Source organism: Fictibacillus phosphorivorans (genome assembly GCF_007673525.1).
GTDB lineage: Bacteria > Bacillota > Bacilli > Bacillales > Fictibacillaceae > Fictibacillus > Fictibacillus phosphorivorans_C.
The window spans coordinates 1,856,939-1,874,555 of the sequence record NZ_VDZU01000001.1 but is presented as its reverse complement, the minus strand read 5'-3'; the positions used below and the strand labels follow the sequence as shown (position 1 = coordinate 1,874,555).

General features: G+C 36.0%; 19 protein-coding genes. 5 read left to right on the top strand and 14 right to left on the bottom strand.

All coding sequences use genetic code 11. From position 1 onward, the window contains the following. Nucleotides 1-30 precede the first annotated feature (30 nt). The 3 genes from FS458_RS09325 to FS458_RS09315 all read right to left on the bottom strand — a co-directional run bounded on the left by FS458_RS09325 (nt 31) and on the right by FS458_RS09315 (nt 2,327). Nucleotides 31-1,203: an aminotransferase gene (locus tag FS458_RS09325; RefSeq protein ID WP_144699766.1), complete on the bottom strand. Its 1,173-nt coding sequence runs from the start codon at nt 1,201-1,203 to the stop codon at nt 31-33. Next, complete coding sequence (locus FS458_RS09320) at nt 1,200-1,694, bottom strand: Lrp/AsnC family transcriptional regulator (RefSeq protein ID WP_144699764.1); 495 nt, start codon at nt 1,692-1,694, stop codon at nt 1,200-1,202. Before FS458_RS09320 ends, FS458_RS09325 begins: the two co-directional genes overlap by 4 nt. Before the next feature lie 162 nt (nt 1,695-1,856). Further along, the gene (locus FS458_RS09315) at nt 1,857-2,327 is read right to left on the bottom strand and encodes a hypothetical protein (RefSeq protein ID WP_144699762.1); all 471 of its coding nucleotides are present in this window, start codon (nt 2,325-2,327) and stop codon (nt 1,857-1,859) included. A gap of 732 nt (nt 2,328-3,059) precedes the next feature. On the opposite strand from FS458_RS09315, the gene bla reads away from it, so the two are divergent. Next, a complete protein-coding gene (bla, locus tag FS458_RS09310) occupies nt 3,060-3,986 on the top strand; it encodes a class A beta-lactamase (protein WP_144699760.1) in 927 nt (308 codons plus the stop codon). A gap of 308 nt (nt 3,987-4,294) precedes the next feature. On the opposite strand, the gene FS458_RS09305 is transcribed toward bla, so the two are convergent. The 10 genes from FS458_RS09305 to FS458_RS09265 form a co-directional block, all read right to left on the bottom strand. Then, nucleotides 4,295-4,882 (bottom strand): DUF1349 domain-containing protein, encoded by a 588-nt coding sequence (locus FS458_RS09305; protein WP_144699758.1) that lies wholly within the window; start codon nt 4,880-4,882, stop codon nt 4,295-4,297. A 146-nt stretch (nt 4,883-5,028) separates the two neighbouring features. Continuing rightward, nucleotides 5,029-5,469, bottom strand: coding sequence for a YybH family protein (locus FS458_RS09300; protein ID WP_144699756.1), 441 nt, complete (start codon nt 5,467-5,469; stop codon nt 5,029-5,031). A 360-nt stretch (nt 5,470-5,829) separates the two neighbouring features. Beyond that, entirely contained in the window at nt 5,830-6,474 is a 645-nt protein-coding gene (locus tag FS458_RS09295) for a TetR/AcrR family transcriptional regulator (RefSeq protein WP_144699754.1), read from the bottom strand. Nucleotides 6,475-6,479: 5 nt separating this feature from the next. Then, the gene (locus FS458_RS09290; RefSeq protein ID WP_144699752.1) at nt 6,480-7,757 is read right to left on the bottom strand and encodes a glycosyltransferase; all 1,278 of its coding nucleotides are present in this window, start codon (nt 7,755-7,757) and stop codon (nt 6,480-6,482) included. 388 nt (nt 7,758-8,145) lie between these two features. Next, a complete protein-coding gene (locus tag FS458_RS09285; protein WP_260858535.1) occupies nt 8,146-9,213 on the bottom strand; it encodes a peptidyl-alpha-hydroxyglycine alpha-amidating lyase family protein in 1,068 nt (355 codons plus the stop codon). A 261-nt stretch (nt 9,214-9,474) separates the two neighbouring features. Further along, nucleotides 9,475-9,954 (bottom strand): phosphotransferase, encoded by a 480-nt coding sequence (locus tag FS458_RS21195; RefSeq protein ID WP_391503406.1) that lies wholly within the window; start codon nt 9,952-9,954, stop codon nt 9,475-9,477. A gap of 44 nt (nt 9,955-9,998) precedes the next feature. Further along, complete coding sequence (locus FS458_RS21190; protein WP_313957521.1) at nt 9,999-10,325, bottom strand: hypothetical protein; 327 nt, start codon at nt 10,323-10,325, stop codon at nt 9,999-10,001. Between the two features lie 392 nt (nt 10,326-10,717). Continuing rightward, nucleotides 10,718-11,155, bottom strand: a complete 438-nt coding sequence (locus FS458_RS09275) for an NUDIX hydrolase (RefSeq protein ID WP_144699750.1) — start codon at nt 11,153-11,155, stop codon at nt 10,718-10,720. Nucleotides 11,156-11,810: 655 nt separating this feature from the next. Next, nucleotides 11,811-12,161, bottom strand: a complete 351-nt coding sequence (locus tag FS458_RS09270) for a DUF2178 domain-containing protein (protein ID WP_144699748.1) — start codon at nt 12,159-12,161, stop codon at nt 11,811-11,813. Continuing rightward, nucleotides 12,151-12,390, bottom strand: coding sequence for a helix-turn-helix transcriptional regulator (locus tag FS458_RS09265; protein WP_144699746.1), 240 nt, complete (start codon nt 12,388-12,390; stop codon nt 12,151-12,153). Before FS458_RS09265 ends, FS458_RS09270 begins: the two co-directional genes overlap by 11 nt. Nucleotides 12,391-13,232: 842 nt before the next feature. On the opposite strand from FS458_RS09265, the gene FS458_RS09255 reads away from it, so the two are divergent. From FS458_RS09255 to FS458_RS09240, 4 genes are all read left to right on the top strand, one after another. Further along, complete coding sequence (locus FS458_RS09255; protein WP_144699742.1) at nt 13,233-14,183, top strand: response regulator transcription factor; 951 nt, start codon at nt 13,233-13,235, stop codon at nt 14,181-14,183. 154 nt (nt 14,184-14,337) lie between these two features. After that, on the top strand, nt 14,338-15,186 hold the full coding sequence (locus FS458_RS09250) for an ABC transporter ATP-binding protein (RefSeq protein ID WP_144699740.1): 849 nt from the start codon (nt 14,338-14,340) through the stop codon (nt 15,184-15,186). After that, nucleotides 15,186-15,878: an ABC transporter permease gene (locus tag FS458_RS09245; protein WP_144699738.1), complete on the top strand. Its 693-nt coding sequence runs from the start codon at nt 15,186-15,188 to the stop codon at nt 15,876-15,878. Before FS458_RS09250 ends, FS458_RS09245 begins: the two co-directional genes overlap by 1 nt. Nucleotides 15,879-16,180: 302 nt before the next feature. Beyond that, on the top strand, nt 16,181-16,378 hold the full coding sequence (locus FS458_RS09240) for a DUF6440 family protein (protein ID WP_144699736.1): 198 nt from the start codon (nt 16,181-16,183) through the stop codon (nt 16,376-16,378). A 397-nt stretch (nt 16,379-16,775) separates the two neighbouring features. Here FS458_RS09240 and FS458_RS09235 read toward each other — a convergent pair whose 3' ends face one another. Continuing rightward, nucleotides 16,776-17,600, bottom strand: a complete 825-nt coding sequence (locus tag FS458_RS09235; RefSeq protein WP_144699734.1) for a hypothetical protein — start codon at nt 17,598-17,600, stop codon at nt 16,776-16,778. Between the last annotated feature and the right edge of the window lie 17 nt (nt 17,601-17,617).

The following is a 17,617-nucleotide window of genomic DNA, read 5'->3' as shown; positions in this document are numbered from 1 at the left end:
GCTAGGAATGCATCTTCAATAAAGAAATGCTTATAACGTTTGTAAAAACCGGTCAATCCGGCGCATAGCCTCTTCCAGCTTCTGAACAGAGGTTGCATACGAGCAACGGACATGTCCCTCTCCACTCTCACCAAAAACACTACCCGGTACAACCGCAACCTGTTCTTTCATCAGAAGCTGTTCTGCAAACTCTTCAGATGACAATCCAGTCTTTTCGATTGAAGGAAATACATAAAAAGCGCCGCCTGGAACATGGCACGATAAGCCCATCTCCTCAAGAGCATGAATGACTAAACTACGGCGCTGCCGATAGCTTTCCTTCATTTTCACTACATCCTTCTGCCCGTTAACGAGCGCTTCCAGGGCAGCGTGCTGAGCCATTGTAGGAGCGCACATCATCGTATATTGATGGATTTTTAGCATAGCTTGCAAAATGGCTTTTGGTCCACAAGCAAAGCCTAATCGCCAGCCTGTCATGGCAAATGCTTTTGAAAATCCAGAAATCAAAATCGTGCGGTCACGCATATTCTTCACTGCAGGAAAACTCGTATACGGTTCATCGTATGTTAGTTCAGCATAAATTTCATCTGAAATCACGAGCAAGTCATGCTTCTCTACTACCTCCGCTATACGTTCCAAATCGCCTTTTGACAGCACAGTGCCTGTTGGATTATTTGGACTGCATAACATAAGCACTTTCGTTTTGTCAGTGATCGCCGCTTCTATTTGTTCAGGCTGAAGCTTGAAATCATCCTCGCTATACGTATTTACCGGAACAGGAACTCCGCCAGCCAGTGTTACTGTTGGTGCATAGGAAACAAAGCTTGGCTCAACAACAATAACTTCTTCCCCAGGATTAAGGACCGCACGCAAAGCAATATCAATCGCCTGTGAAGCACCAACTGTAACCACCATTTCATCTTCAGCACTATACGTAACACCGAACCGTCGTTTCATATAGCGAGAGATCTCTTTTCGGAGCTCAAATAAACCGGCATTGGCTGTATAAGCCGTATAGCCTTGTTCCAATGAATGATAACTCGCTTCGATCACATTCCAAGGTGTAACAAAATCCGGCTCCCCGACTCCTAGAGAAATGACGTTTTCCATCGAGGAAGCGAGGTCAAAGAAACGACGGATACCAGACGGCTTAATCGATTGCACGGTATTAGATAAATATTTTGAAGTCGGTTCAGTAATCATGGTGACACCACAATTCGTTTATCTTCATCATTATCACTAAACACAAGACCGTCATGCTTGTATTTTTTTAAGATAAAATGAGTTGTTGTTGAGATGACTGAATCTATAGTTGAGAGTTTTTCCGATACAAAACGTCCCACTTCTGCCATCGTTTTACCTTCGATCGATACCGACAAATCGTAAACGCCAGACATGAGATATACTGCTTTAACTTCTGGGAACCGGTAAATGCGCTCTGCCACTTTATCAAAGCCAACACCTCGTTTTGGTGTGACCTTTACATCGATCATAGCTGTTACAGCACCGTCTTCGGTACCTTTTGTCCAGTCAATTATGGCTGAATAGCCTAGAATCACTTTTTCTTTTTCAAGCTTTTCTAGTATTTGTTTAGTTTCATCCTCTGTTATTCCCATTAACTTTGCGATCGTACCTGTTTCAAGACGTCCATTTTTTTCAATGAGTTGCAATAATTCGCGTTCTGTAGAATTCAAATCAATCACTCGCTTTTAGTAGATTATGCTGACCATTATAACAAACCCTCTACGTTAATCCACTTGGAATTTTTACTGAATACACGGATATTTTTTAATATACTAGCGATATAGCCCTCACAAACGGAATGCTGCACCTGTATTGAGCATGGAATTCTCTAATTATTTTACCTGGATGTTAGCAACGAACTCTGTATCTCCTTGATCAGAATCGAAGTCTATCTCTAGCACATAATTACCTTTTTCTTTTGGAAAAAAGAAAGTTTTGTCAGCTTCACTTAGCATGTTAAGATCGTCCCCTTTTCGAGCTACCACACCAATGCGAACTCCCGAGTATGGATTCATTCCTTCGATCTCATCTTGTTCAATAATTAAAAAACCGCTACTTCCAGGTTTAACGGTAATTTGCTTTTCCTTAGCAGCAAGTTCTTTTAGATCAATATATTCTTTATCATAATCTTCGTCAGTAAAATTCCACTTTCGGTTTCCTTCTTTAAGTTTGTATAACTCATCGCCAACCTGAAGAAACGCTTCTGGTGGACTTTCGTAATATTCTTCGCCTATACAGCCTGTTAATAAAAAAGGTGCAAGAATCAGTGTTGCTAGAAAGATTACGCTTTTTGTCATGTTCATCGTTCAAATCCTTCACTTTTACTATTTTAATTAAAAAGGATATCAATCCGCTTTTGATTGGAAATGATTCCGAATGAAATGAAAGGAAGATTATTAATATGAAGTAGAATTTTTTTATTTTAGTTTTCTTCCATATATATTTGTTTGTTAAAACGATTATTGAGAAGTAAACTACACTTGCAGCTATAGTAATAAATAGCACTGGAATTAATAATCCTTCATCTAATGTAGAATCTAAAGTCCTCCCAAGTGCTTCTGCAACATACAGATAAAGTAACACAAACAAAACGAACAAATAGTGAAGTAAATATCCAAAAATGATGTTGAAAACAAACATTACAAAAAATAATAAAATGTAGTTCACCTACTTTAAATGTAATGTCAAATGAACATAATTGTAGTTACAGCCTTCATTTATGATGTTTGGTAAAAAAAATTCTCTCCATATATTTCATTTGTCTTTAAATATATAAATCCAGCAAGAATTCATACTCTTCGTATAATTTATTTCGATAAAATGAGTGTTAATCCTTTTTAGATGAATGCTGGCGTTGGTTTAAAAACTTGCCAGACATAAACTTTTAGAGTCCCTCGTCCGACAAAAAACCTATGAATTCTTATTTAACTATATACTACATAAGTTTGATTCATTTAATGTTCATTGTTGGTATATTAGGTATCATAGATTTGTTATTTGAAAGAAAATACATCAAAGAAAGAGGTTGAATTATAATGAGATCGTTGAGCAACATTTTTCGTTCATCTGCTTTTAGAAAAATTGTGCCTGTGCTTTTTCTGTCTAGTGCAACTCTTGTAGGTTCAATCAGTCATGTTGATGCTAAAGTAACAAGACCCAATGAACAAGGAACTGCGAATCATCATGTTTTTTCCAAACTTGAGGAGAAATATGATGCTAAACTCGGAATCTATGCTTTGGATACTGGTACAAACCAAACAGTAAACTATCAATCAGATGAGCGTTTTGCTTATACATCTACTCATAAGGCTCTAGCTGTAGGAGCGCTTTTACAACAAATTTCAATAGAAGATCTTAATCAAACAATTACCTATACACGCGACGATCTTGTCACTTATAGTCCGATTACAGAAAAGCATGTTGATACGGGGATGACTCTTAGTGAGATAGCGGATGCTTCTCTTCGTTACAGTGACAATACTGCTGGAAACCTTATTCTTAAACAACTGGGAGGACCGGTCGGTTTTAAAGAATCACTGGAGGAAATTGGTGATTATGTTACCACTCCAGAGCGATATGAGCCAGATTTAAATGAAGTTAATCCAGGTGAAATTCATGATACTAGCACACCAAGAGCACTTGCTACCAGTCTTCAAGCCTTCACACTAGGAGAGATACTCCCGATTGAAAAACGCGAACTATTAATTGATTGGATGAAGAGAAATACTACTGGAGATGCCTTAATTCGTGCAGGAGTGCCAAAAGGTTGGGAAGTAGCTGATAAGACTGGGGCAGGATCGTATGGTACGCGAAATGACATTGCGATCATTTGGACGCCAAAAAGAGACCCTATAGTTCTTGCTGTACTTTCCAGTCGTGATCAAAAAGATGCTGATTATAACGACAAGCTTATTGCTGAAGCAACTAAACAAGTAATAAAGATTCTCAAAGGCAATAAATAATAAAGGTTACGTCCAATAGATGAAGTAGATAAGCGCTATATAAAATGCAGGATAACTTTTATCTTGCATTTTTCTTTGCCTTTTAAACTGTGTTGTACGAATAGAAGAGTTCATTTGACTTTCAAATTTCTCTGTTATGCTCCACTTTCTGCTTTGTCATATTCTTCTTTAATCAGTTAAGTACGGTTTTAAAAATAGCTGTGAGATTCGCATCAATTTTACTCTTAAACATAACGCTAAAGCATATTGAGTGAATAAATAAAAGTCCCAGGCAACCGCTGAAGATTCTTATTAAATGATTTGCTTTGCTATTCATGCTTTTGCCATAAACACTCCGATATTTTTATATTAGAAAATTCAGCTGTAAAGCTAGATTGTTCAGGACTACATGCATAAATACCAATATTTACTGTGTGATCTGCAGAGAATAGATGAAAGATTCGCATTTGCTTATAGTGTTTACCATCATTGGAACATTCAATGCAAAAATCACTCTCACGACGGCTTAATCTATAATACATGTGTTTTTGTTTTGCAGGAATATCAGTGGTTGCCCAATCGGAATATCCATTGTTTGTTACGACACTACCAAGACGTTGAAATTCTTCATTTTCATATTCTATAGAAGCTTTGAACCAGTTATCACTCGATTGATATATAATAACGCCACATTGATCAAAACGCCTTTTAGTATCAAATTCAGTACGCACTGTGAATGTAAAATACCTATCTTGAACGGGTAATAGTAAAGCAGGAGCATTATCATTTTGAAAACCATAATAAGTCCGTTGCCATAAATCCGTATGAGGTTCTGTTGTAATGGTTATATCGTTATCTTGAATCTCAAATTTATTAGGTTTAGAGATCCATTTATTATTTTCTCCAATAAAATTCATTAGGTACCTCCTTGGAGTAATGATTGTCTCGTCTAACTCTTCGGTTTAAGAATATAAGACTGTGTTGTATTCTGATGAGCTACTTGATCTAAGACGGTAGGAGCTGCGCAATCATTTGTACGCTCTTGGTTACTATTCTCAGTTATTTATCTTAGGTTAAAGATACCTTTTCCCGTATTCATATCTATTGGCAACGATGAATGTTCGTGTGTTATGACCCAAGACTCATTTACTTTTTTTAAGCCGAATGTAAAACGGTTTGTCATTTGACGTAGTTTCTCACCAGATTGTTCGCTGTAGGCGACGAACGAAACGGCACAATGAACAAATGCAACACTCGTATTTTCCTCAATGGTTACATCATTAAAACCTACTTTTAGTAAGTTTCTGTCTTCACTCAAACTATTAAACCACATCACCACATTCTCTCTCCATGAAGAAATACCTTTACACTCCCAGTTTCCCCAGCAATCATAGATATGTACATCAGTAGCATAGGTAGATAAAAATTGATCAACATCTTTTTCATATACAGCAGATTTGTAATTTTCAAGAACGTCTTGAACTTTACTAATTGCAGTCATCATATTAACATCTCCTTTATAAAAGTCGTTTATTTTAAAACCACTAACTCTCCCTTAAATTCCATGTTAAAAAGTATCTACGCTCTTACTTCCTACTATATTAAATTATACGAATAGAAACTAAAAAAACTCAAGTTTACTCTTTAGCTCATTTGTCATTTAAAATTTATCATTTTTAAAGAAATTAACAGGACGGGGATCTCGATACTCATCCAATCTCTTCTGCTCTACTTATTTGTGTTGTAGGATGAAGAGAAGCTACTCATAAAAAGACAGAGCAAAAACGTAAGACATACCCGCCGATGATTGATATATTCTGACCGAATACCAATATTTTAAAATCATGGTTAAAGCCTCTCATGGTTAATTCACCAGTACACTTTTAAGGGTAACAAATAAGATTTTTAATTTCTTTTGAATCATATTTAATAGTTCTTGCTTCGATTCATTTTCGATACTCACCTGATTCGTGATACCGGACATATAAGTTTCAATGAACATGATGATATCTGCCGTTGGTAGGGTAGGATTAAAATTTTTAAGATTGATCTGCTCTTCTAGAAATGAACAGAATTTTTCATGAAGGTATTGAAGATTCGAGACGTCATTAACAATACTTTGTACCTTCGCATACCGTTCAGGGTCTCTAGAGTAGAGTGCCATTAAGTTGTAGTAGACTGGCCCTTTGTCTACTAAAGATTTTTGCATATATTCAGAAATATACATAAGAATCATTTCAAGCTTGTGAAGTGATTCATCACTGCCACTAAATATGGCGTTGATTTCCTCTTTTACTTCTCCCTTTACGCTTTCTTCGTTAATTAATGCTCCAAACACTTCATCAATATTAGAGAAATATTTATACACTCCACCCTGACTCATACCTGCTTCTAAAACAATATCTCTCATCGAAACTTCAAAGATTGGTTTTCGGATGCAGACTCTTTTAGCTGCATCTAATATTTCTTGCCTTTTCAATAGAGCGTGATTTTCACTTACTTTTGGCATACTTATCAATTCCTCTCTTTTCTATAGAAGCTTTCAATTGTTTTATGAATAAGTTCTGCACTCTTCTGAGCACCCTTTTCTGCTCTTACCTTCACACCTAATTCCTTCGCCTTCTCTCTAACTGCACTAGATCGCGTTAATTTAATAGCATCTGCCAGCTTATCAGTCGTCAATTCTTTACGTGGAATCGAACCTCCACTAACACCAAGCTCTACCATCCTTCTCCCCCAAGCGAATTGGTCGTTTCCATACGGAATAACAACCTGAGGTACACCTGATCGGAGTGCAGCAGCGGTAGTTCCTGCTCCTCCATGATGGACAACGGCAGTCAACTGAGGAAAAAGCCATTCGTGTGGAACACTTTTTATAAAAAGTACGTCTTCCGTATTCTCTCTTTCCTGCATGCCTGAACCTGCGTTAATGATTCCGCGTTTTCCGCTCTTTTTCAATGCTTGTAATACCATTTCTGTGGATTCAGCAGCATTTGCTTTATCTCCCACACTTCCAAAACCAATATATACAGGTCGTTCTCCCGCTGATAGGAACGCTTCCACCTCTGTTGAAGGTTTATAATCTGATTGATCTTCAATAAACCAATAACCAAAAGCGTAAACATTTTGTGGCCAATCTTCAGGAACAGGAAATACGCTCGGACTGAGTGATGTTATTGTAGGGTGACTGACTGTACGTTGTTTCGGGTAGGGATTCGCAAAACCTTTTGGGAGCATGCCATACCGCTGAACATAAAATTTCTTAACACCCATGTTTGCCATCTTCCAAAACCCTTTTTCAAAGATGTGATGAGTTAGTTTATTAACAGTCTTACCGAGTCGAATTCGGTCATAAAAAATGATTGCAGGGTATTCTTTTGTTGGTGTCATAGGAAAAGGTGAAGCAAGGATGCTTGGAATACGCATTTCTTTTGCTACATAATAGCCCAGGGTTGCACCTGGATGGTAAACAATTGCATCCGCACCCTCACAGGCTTTATGCATATCATGTTGACCAGCAATCATCAACTCAGTAAGATCATCATTTTTAAAGTTTAAGCTCGTAAAAAATTTCAAAGGGCTGTCAGCATCCCTTACAAGCCCACTCTCTAAAATCTTGGTGACATCACCTCGCATTGGTGCAAACTCAAACCCATACTCTTCGACAAGTTGTCGATATGATTGAGAAGCTGCAATTCGCACTCGATACCCTTTCTTTTTTAATTCTATACCTAAAGCAATAAACGGTTGAGTATCTCCTCGTGTACCTGTTGATAGCATGGTTATTAACATTTATGGTCCCTCCAAATAATTAAAATATAAACGACAACATTGTCGTTATTAATGTAAACCATAAATTTTTCGTAGTCAATAAAAAAGACAACATTGTCGTTTTATCATCTTACGACTTTTAAGTATAATTTTACAAAGTAAGATAAAAAACTAAACCAAACAAAGCTTAAACAACCTTAACTATCGTAAATGTCATGAGGAATAATAATCTACCAATGATTTGATTATCCGGAGAATTTACTAAGGGTTTTTAGAACGACATAAAAAAAGAGCTTATTGTTGTTACAACAAGCTCTTTTCTTTGGACCCTAACGAAAACAGAATTAAAGCAGCAAACTTTATAATTAATGAGTTAAAGTTTAACTCTTTTTTTTGAATAAACTATAATTTATCGATTCCTATCAAAAGATTGCAGTCTTTTATTCAAAAGTTCTGCGACATAAATTGTTCCCTTGTTATCGACAGCGATGTCATGTGGAATTTTCAATTGTCCCTCACCGTTCCCCCATGAACCGAAGCGTTCTAAGATCTCACCCTTCTTATTCAAAACTAAAACCTGACTTGTAAGTTTTCCCCTATTACCGTTTAAATAATCACCACCATCTACGACATATATCTTTTGATCAATCCCCACTTCAATGCCGTATGGTCTTCCTATATCTTTGTGATTCCAAACCGAAATCGGTTTTCCACGATGATCAAATATTTGAATCCTAGCATTATTTCGGTCTGCAACATAAATATTCCCTTTACTATCACTACTGATTCCATGGGGAAGGTTAAATTCTCCTAAGTCGTTTCCTAACTTATTGACTTGCCACTCTAACTTTCCGTCTGGATTAAACTTTGCTATCCGATGATTTCTATAACCATCAGCAACCACAAAAGAACCATCCTTTAAGACTGTAAGATCTGTAGGTCGAGCAAACGTATTCTCATTGATAAAGGTCGGGAAATTCGGTAGTACGTTTCGAATGCGTAAACGAAACTCTAAACCCTTAGGATAATCCTCACCGTACGTTTTAAGAAGAGTTCCATCCTGATTAAACTTAAAAATCTTATTCATTGAGATATCTGTGATCCAGATTTTATCTTCATGGTCGATTTCAAGTCCATGGGGAGATTTGAACAGCCCTGCTCCCCACGTTTTTTTAACTGTTCTCGTTTTACCGTCCAATACAACGATCGTCGACTCTTTGATAATGTTGTCACCGCTATATTTCCCACTTGCTCGGTGGAGATAGTAGATGTCCCCTTCTGAACTAACAGCTATTCCACTTCCTTCTCCAGCTTCTACTGACTCTTTTTTGTTCGGCCAAAGCACTTTAGGTTGATAGAACGTTAACTCATTTATTTTTGAGGGTTCTTTAAATACCACATTAGGTTTTCCATAATTCAAATAAACACCAATCCCTATTATTGTACAAAGAACAACCCACCATCGTTTCTTTATCACTTATAACGCCGCCTTCTTGTTTTGTACTCTCAGCATACCGTTTATGTTGTTAAATGAACTCTGGCCTCAGCGCTAATTGTTCTAAGTCTAAAGGCGTATTTCTTTTAATAAACACATTTCATAAAGGCTTTAAACAAGATGGTTTTTGAGAATCCCTAGTTGGGTGTTCAAACAACCAGGCTAAGTTAGGATACTCTGGTAAGGGATGGGTATCAAGTCGAACGGATAATAGAGCTGAATAGAGGTTATTAGTTTGATATCCTAGCGATACACTATAATTCCGTTTTCAAATGCACGAGTGTCGTTATTTATTAAACCATGCAATGCTTGTAAAGCAAATGTGCTTTTATAAAATGTAACACGCTTAGCTATTTCTGAACCATTTGGATAAAGATCAATACATTTGTTAAAGAAATCCTCACCGTAACTCGATAGTATTCCTGCAAAATCATAGGCCGGATCACCAATACGAGTACCACCAAAGTCTATAATTCCTGAAATATCACATTTTTGGGGGTTCCATAAGATATTCGAAGCTCCAAAATCTCCATGTATGAGGGTTGTTTTTAAATGTTCATCATTATTAAGGAAACTCTCAAATGAATAAATAATATCCTTTTGAGCTGTCTCATTGATAAATGGAAAGAGCTTGTCCTGTATATTATTAAATAGTTCTTTCATTTCTTTATAAGGGTTACGATCTTTTAATTCTAGATACTTATCCAACTGCTCTTTTGATATGGAATGAATTTCGATTAAAAATGTTACGAGTTGTTTTGCAAGTTTTATGGAATCCTCTTTATTAAATGTTCATTCCAAAAAGGTTTGCCTTCAATTCTTTTATAACCGGTAAATACTTTACCAGGTTCTAACCGTTCAAATGACTTATATGTTGGACATGGAATTGGGATGGATATTGTGCCCCTAATATGTTCTAAGATTTTAGTTTCTTCTATTAAACTTACAATTCCTTTGTTGTACTTTGGAAATCTGAATACAAGAGAATTGTTTATTATTAAAACATCGTTATTTTGACCATTATCATTAGGATAAACATCTTCAATCATAAGTTCAGGATAGACTGCTTTGATACGTTTAATATAATCATTCATTGGTATACTCCTTGTTAAGTTAAACATATTCTTCCTTTAAGCCACTCAATTGTTGAAGAATAAACACATAAAACAGTGAGGCAGCTACAAATTAGTTTTCTTTTTTAGCTTCTTTCCAATATAAACTTACGTATAAAAAAGAAAATCCGAAAAATAAAGCTTGAATCATATTAGTAGCCAAGTTAATGATGAAGTTAAATCTTAAGCCGAATATTATATGTACTACACAATATAAACCAGTTGAAAAAATAAGACTTCTTAAAAGTATTTTTATTTGATTCAACCCCCTTTGTTTAAAAAATGTTAAAAAAATAACCCGGTAGTTGAATAAGAACCTACTCTACATCCCTTAACTTACTTCAATACATACACCCATCAATGATTATGTACTACTAATGTTTCAAATTCATATTATCTTGTAGCATTTTATCAGCTAGTCTGATGTTTTCCTTTAAAAATGCTGGTAAGTTTGTGTGTGCTAAAATTTCATCAGTAGTCATCCAAATAACTTCGTCTACCTCTTCTTTGCTTTTTGCATAAGGTTCACCCAATTTATGTTGACAAAGGAAAACAATATCAATGACATTTATCCCTGATTCAGTAACAAAGGAAGAACTATTCACATATCTTAGATCTTCAACTTCGATACCTACTTCTTCGAGAATTTCTCGTCTTAAAGTCCTTTCAAGAATATCAGAAGAAACACCTTCAATTTCACACTTTCCACCAACTAGTGAAAGTGATCCACCAGCGTACTCCTTTTCATTTCTAAGGATTAACAGCCATTTACCGTTTCGGTGGATAGCACCTTCTACATTTACAACGAACATAAAGAAATCTCCTTTGACTATAATATCTACTCCCCCATTTCTATTTAAAGAAATGAACACAAACAGCTGAATAAGAGATACTTAAATCCTAATTGCTGTTTTATACTTAGAAATCATATTATTTATGGTGATCGCTAAGTCTAAATTGATTGATCTTTAAAAGAAAAAGAGTAGAGAGTAATGACGTGGTAAATCCAATAAATCTAATATGATCAAGCGTTTGTGATCTTTCATAATTGACCGAATCTGCTAGAGTGCCAATCCAAAAGATTAGAAATAAAAAAGAGTATGAACAAACAAAAACCATAGAATTCGTTCCACCCAATAACCTCTTTGCAAAGGAAAGGACAACAATTAGTATTGCAATTCCAATAAAAACATTTATCTCTATATTCGTTGGAAGTCCCTCACCGTACAACATATGCAAAAAGGAAGCTAAAGGAAACAATATCAGAAGTAGTATCATTATGATTAGATGTATACATTTATTTAACAATGTCACTCTGTCTCTCCATTCCAATATTAATAATTAACATAAATTTACGATACCATTAATTCCATAATCTGGACAAATTGTAGAATGGGAGATTTAGATTCATAAAAAAAAAAAAAAAAACGCAACGATTTACGTTGCGAAGTCATTAAACTATCAAACTCACAGAAAATCTCTCTTATATTGAACCGCTAAATATATACCACTTGCTAAAATGGCTAAGGCGTATTTGTATAAGAAGAATATGTTCGCCATATATTCTGTAGGAAAAACAATGTCACATAGAATGATCGTCATCAGCATAAAGTAACTGCTCTTCAAATGAATATTTTTTGTACGTTCATCTTCATTACCCATCTTTTTATAGAACACATAAGCTAATACGATACTAGCCATCAACAATAAAAAACCAATTCCTAAGAGGATGTTCCAATTATCAGTAGACTGTTCCGCCCATGACTTCAAAGGGTAAAAAGCTGCACCAGGGATATCTGAGATCGACTTAATTTCCATTTTCATCATTTCCTTTCATATAAGTAAAAACATCGTTTACATCAACTTTAAAGAATTCGGCAATTCGAAAAGCTAACAACAGAGTGGGTACATAATTTCCCTTTTCCATTACAAAAATGGTTTGTTTGGAGACCCCGACTTTTTCTGCTAATTCTTGCTGCGACAATCTGGCAAGTACGCGATATTCATAAACCTTATTTGAAATGGAATCACCAAAGTCTTTCTTCATGACATCACCTCTTCTATTTAATTATAAACTAATTTCTTACAAAAAGTAAAGTAAACTTATACTTTGTTTTAAATTACTTTTATTTTTATTCAAATTACTTTGATTTTAATGAAAATCTCTATTATAAAAACCCTGAAAGAAACATTAGTACATTAAGTTATATATTGATTTCCCATGTATCCATATAAAGTACGCCTAACTTCATTTGCCGTATGTTGAAATAGATGTTGATTAATTACCCACAACAACGAAAAAAGGCTGTGGTTTATTTAACCACAACCTTTTAACTAACACTATCTTGTTTATCTATCTTGTCCAAGGAGCATTTTAATGCCCTCTAGTGATTTAACATGATAGCCTTCAAGTTCCAGGATCTTAAAGCAGTAATTTTCTACGACTGCCTCGTCTCCTATTGCAATGTCCAGGTTTTCTGATAGAATTCATCCACCAATCGTATCTACATCTTCATCACTCAGGTGGAGACCAAAAAGGTCATTCACCTCACTGAACAATACCTTACCATGAAGAACCGTCTTATATGACCCAATTGACACGCAGAAATATATTAGCCTAGGTTTCGGATTATAAGGTGTCTTTTTCAGAAAGGTCGGTAAGTAAATATGAAGAAAAGGCTTTCCTTTTGAAATAGATTGAGTATTTAATTTCCAGAGAGTAGAATTAAGAGATGCGGCAATCATGACTGCTATGAAGCTAAAAAATGTAATCTATGTGCTAATTCCTTCTATATTACCAAACTTCTAAATGATAATGTTATGAGGGAATGATAATGTTTAAACCATCTTACGAAAATGTAATTAAAAGTAATAGAAAGGATGAGAAAAATGGCATGTTTTACAATCGATGAACAAGTGATTAATGGCGAGTCGCTTCCCTTATTTTCCCTTACCGTAAACGATTCGCAGGTAACATCAGTTTACAGTGATGCTGATGTGCAGGCTAAGTTGGTGAAAATCCTACGCAGCAATACTAGCATCCCAGTTCTTGATCTACAGGAGGGATTATACATGCGCCTGTCAGTAGAAGACAATATCGCTTTTTTTAAAAAATGGTTCGAATGTAAAATGCCATTACCTCAAATTCTGGTGGAGTTTGAACTGCATACATGTGCAAAGAAAGCTTTGGACAAATGCTCCGAATCTGAAATTCGACGAGTCTACTTTGCTAAATATTATATAAGCGGATACAAGAAAATGGCATTCCTGGAGCCGATACACGGTGTTGATGTTATAACAGTTAATACGTTTATTAATATGCTTCAAAAAATAAAGCATCTAAAGATACCTGTGCTTATTTTAGTATCCGGCATGGAACATGCAGTTTTACTTGGAGATAGTGTGTACAAGCTTCAACAAAATGGGTTGCAAGAAGTTGAAGTTGATGAAATGGCCACATTACAGCCTGAAATGGAAAGTTCCAGAGAACCAGTTGTTGCAAATCTATTCAAAATTTCTGCACGGGTAGGAGATAAAATTATTCTATTTGATCCGACAGAGATCGATTATATTGAAAGTCAGGATGGAAAGACAATGATTATTATTAATGAGGAATCTTTTGCGATGGAATACACACTGGCTGAAGTAGACAAGAAATTAGAGGTTTTCGGTTTTTATCGTTGTCACCGGTCCTATATAGTAAATCTGCAAAAGGTACGTGAGATTATTACATGGTCAAAAAACACGTATTCACTCAGAATTAGCAATAAGGTTCAGTCAACTATTCCCCTGTCTCGTTCTAAAATTCAAGATATCCAGGAAAAATTAATCCTCAAATAAACACAGTTCACCATACCTTGAAGGTCTTTTTAAAAATACTTTAACTTGATATAGGTACAGTTCAATCTCCTTTTCGTACATTTCAGCTTGATATGACTGCACTCAGTAATTCACTCCATTACGATGAAGGAAATCGTTGAAAGGAGTGTTTTAGTTGGAACATGTCATTGAAGTAAAAGGAATGAAGAAAATTTTTGGCGCACATACCGCCATTAAAAAAGTGAGTTTTAATGTGAAGCAAGGGGAGATTTTCGGATTTCTTGGTCCAAGTGGATCCGGTAAAACAACGACTGTTAAAGTATTGACCGGAGAGCTGAAACAAACTGTTGGTGATGTTAAAGTACTTGGTATTGATTCAGCAAATTTTGGAACGGCAGAGTTCAAATCCCAGGTCGGAATATTATCAGATAACAGCTCGTTATATGAGCGACTGACGATCTACGATAATCTGAGATTATTTTGTAAATTATATCGTGCACCACTGAAGCAAATCGATGTGGTACTGCGAGAAGTTAATTTGCATGATGAACGATCCAAAACAGTTTCGATGTTGTCAAAAGGAATGAAACAGCGTGTACTGCTGGCCAAAGCGCTTATTCACAATCCAAAATTAGTATTTCTAGATGAACCAACATCTGCTCTGGATCCTGGAAATATGGCACATATTCACCGTGGACTTCAAAAGCTGAATGAAGCAGGTACAACCATTTTCTTGACTACTCATAATATGGAGGAAGCGACAGAGTTATGTGACCGGGTTGCGTTTTTGCATAATGGAGAACTGCAGGAATTAGACAGCCCGAATTCACTCCGCTATAAATATTCCACGCACGCATTTCATGTGGAAACCTTTAAAGGCAATCGGTTGGTCATCAGTAATCAACCAGATAAGGCAGAGCAAATCAGGGAACTGATCGCAAATGGAGAAATTAAAACCATGCATACGGATAATCCGACACTTGGTCAGATCTTTCTAAAAGTTACTGGAAAGGAGTTAGAATAATGAGTGTTCAACGAATACTTGCAATTTTTGAAAAAGACATAAAAGATTTTCCAAAAAATATGGCGCTGTTGATGTTGCCAGTAAGTAATGCGTTACTCGCATTAATTTACTCCCTAACTTTTGACGGAGAACTTCCAATTAAACTTCTATATGTAATTATTGGGGCAACTTTATCAATGGTTACTTCAGGCATCATGATGAGCATGATAGCCGAAGAAAATGAGAAGAACACAATGAGAGGTTTGATACAATCTCCTGCTTCGCTATTAGATATCATTATTGGGAAAAGTCTTGTTACAGGGATCATCACAGTTATTTCACTAATGATTTCACTAATGATCGTGGGCATTGAACCGTTTTTGAACTTCAGGGCGATCATTGGACTAATCTTGTTGTTCCTATTCTTTCTTTTGTTAGGTATCGGAATTGGACTATTTTCAAAATCGCTTGCTGCCACATCCGGTTATCTGATGCCAGTCATGTTCCTGTTTGGTTTCACGCCAATGATTGCTACATTTCAGTTTGCGGAAGACAGTATGATAGTTAGAGTCACTAATACGTTTCCCATCATGCAAGCAATCGAATTGTACCAAAAAAGCTTTTGGCTACCATTATGTATAATCGCTATATGGATAATCGGAGCAGCATTGTTTACGTATGTTTGTTTTCGAAAAGTCATGACGGATGACTAATCGGGTAAGTTTGGCTGGTTATCGTTATTCATACATTTAAGTTCATATCAGTACAATTCAGCTCTAAATATGTACATTAGAGCTTGTTATGACTGAATTAATGATTAATCCATTGTAAGGTTGGTACAACTCAATTTAATGGAGGTGTTCTGAAAAAAGTATCTATGAAAAAATAGGAGTTGTAAAAGGTAACAGCGGGTATATGAAGTATTAACGGTCTAAACGAATTTGACTGCTTTTGCTAGTTTACTGAACGCACGTGACAGGTGAGTATCGGATAATTAATTCAGGGAGTGATAATAATGTTCGGAAAAAAAAATGACAATGATAAAAGGTTTGTTGAAAAATCCGTGCAACATTATCAGTACGGAATGATCTTAGTACTCGTCGATACAGCAACAAATGTCCATTACCTGCATACCTGGTCTGCACAGGGAACTTCCCTTACACCATTATTAGACGAAAATGGTGATGTGGTTATAGAAAAGGATTCCAATTAATGTTTTCACCATGAGATCACAGAGACCTGGGCAAAACCCGGCATAAAATGTCCCCTACAATAAAATGTTACGCTACCTATCGCAAACACTAATAATGCAAGCTTAAACGTCTAACAAATTGTACAACGACCTGTTAGACGTTTTTGAACCAATTTATTAATAAACTGAAAGAAATAAAGAATAATTTAATGCAAAAAAAATACATTAAAAGCAAAATTTTCATCAACCTGAGCTTCCAAAGTCTATTTATTTTAACATTTTCCACCTTTTTTCCTAGCGGATGACTTGCCTAGTAGAATTATTTGATTCAATTTATAACAAATTTGGAAACCTATCTTTTTGTTAGCCGATAATGTACAGGCATCGTTCAACTTACTGAGAACGGTATTGTAAAAAATTAAGTTTGGAACAACACCCCATTCAGCGCATCAACGTACCTCTTCGCTGATTGTTGAACGGTCTCTGCAGCATCTTCTTTTATAACTCGGTTAAAAGCATCATAGATACGATTAAAGTTTAGTTCTTCCATACGCCGTGCGATCCTCTCAACCGTGGCACCTGGTAAAGGAATAAAGTTAGGATAACTATACATAAAACTGACCCAATCCCGGTCCGCTACAATACGTACAATATCACCACAAAGAAGAACACCTTGTTTCTGGTTCCCATCTTTCCATTCAAGGATGGTGCCTCCCTTAAAATGACCACCGATTCTTTGAAGGACGATGCCTTCACTGAGTTCGAGCGTGTCCCCCGACCAGAACACGATTCTTTCACTCATTCTCGTTACCCACTTCTTATCATCTTCGTGAATATAAAGTGCAGCGTCAAATGTTTCAGCCCATTCCACTTGAGTGGAATAATAATGAGGATGTGATAACGCGATCGCATCAATACCACCGAGCTGCTGAATGGCTTCAATCGTATCTTCATCTATGTAACTTACACAATCCCATAACACGTTATATCCAATACCCTTTACAAGGTATGCCGTCTGGCCAATTCCAAAACTTGGACTCGTCTGAACCCGATACAGATTCTCTTCTTCAACACTAACTTCTGTTTTATAGTTGCCGCTTTCCACCATCGCTTCTAATGTTGTCCACGATTGCCCTTTTGAGCTCACATACTGTCTTTCTTCCTTACAAATGGAACATGACGTTGGTTCATGTAAAGTTGCTTCATATTGAACCCCACACGTCTTACAAATATATTTATGCACGATATTTCCCCCTTCTA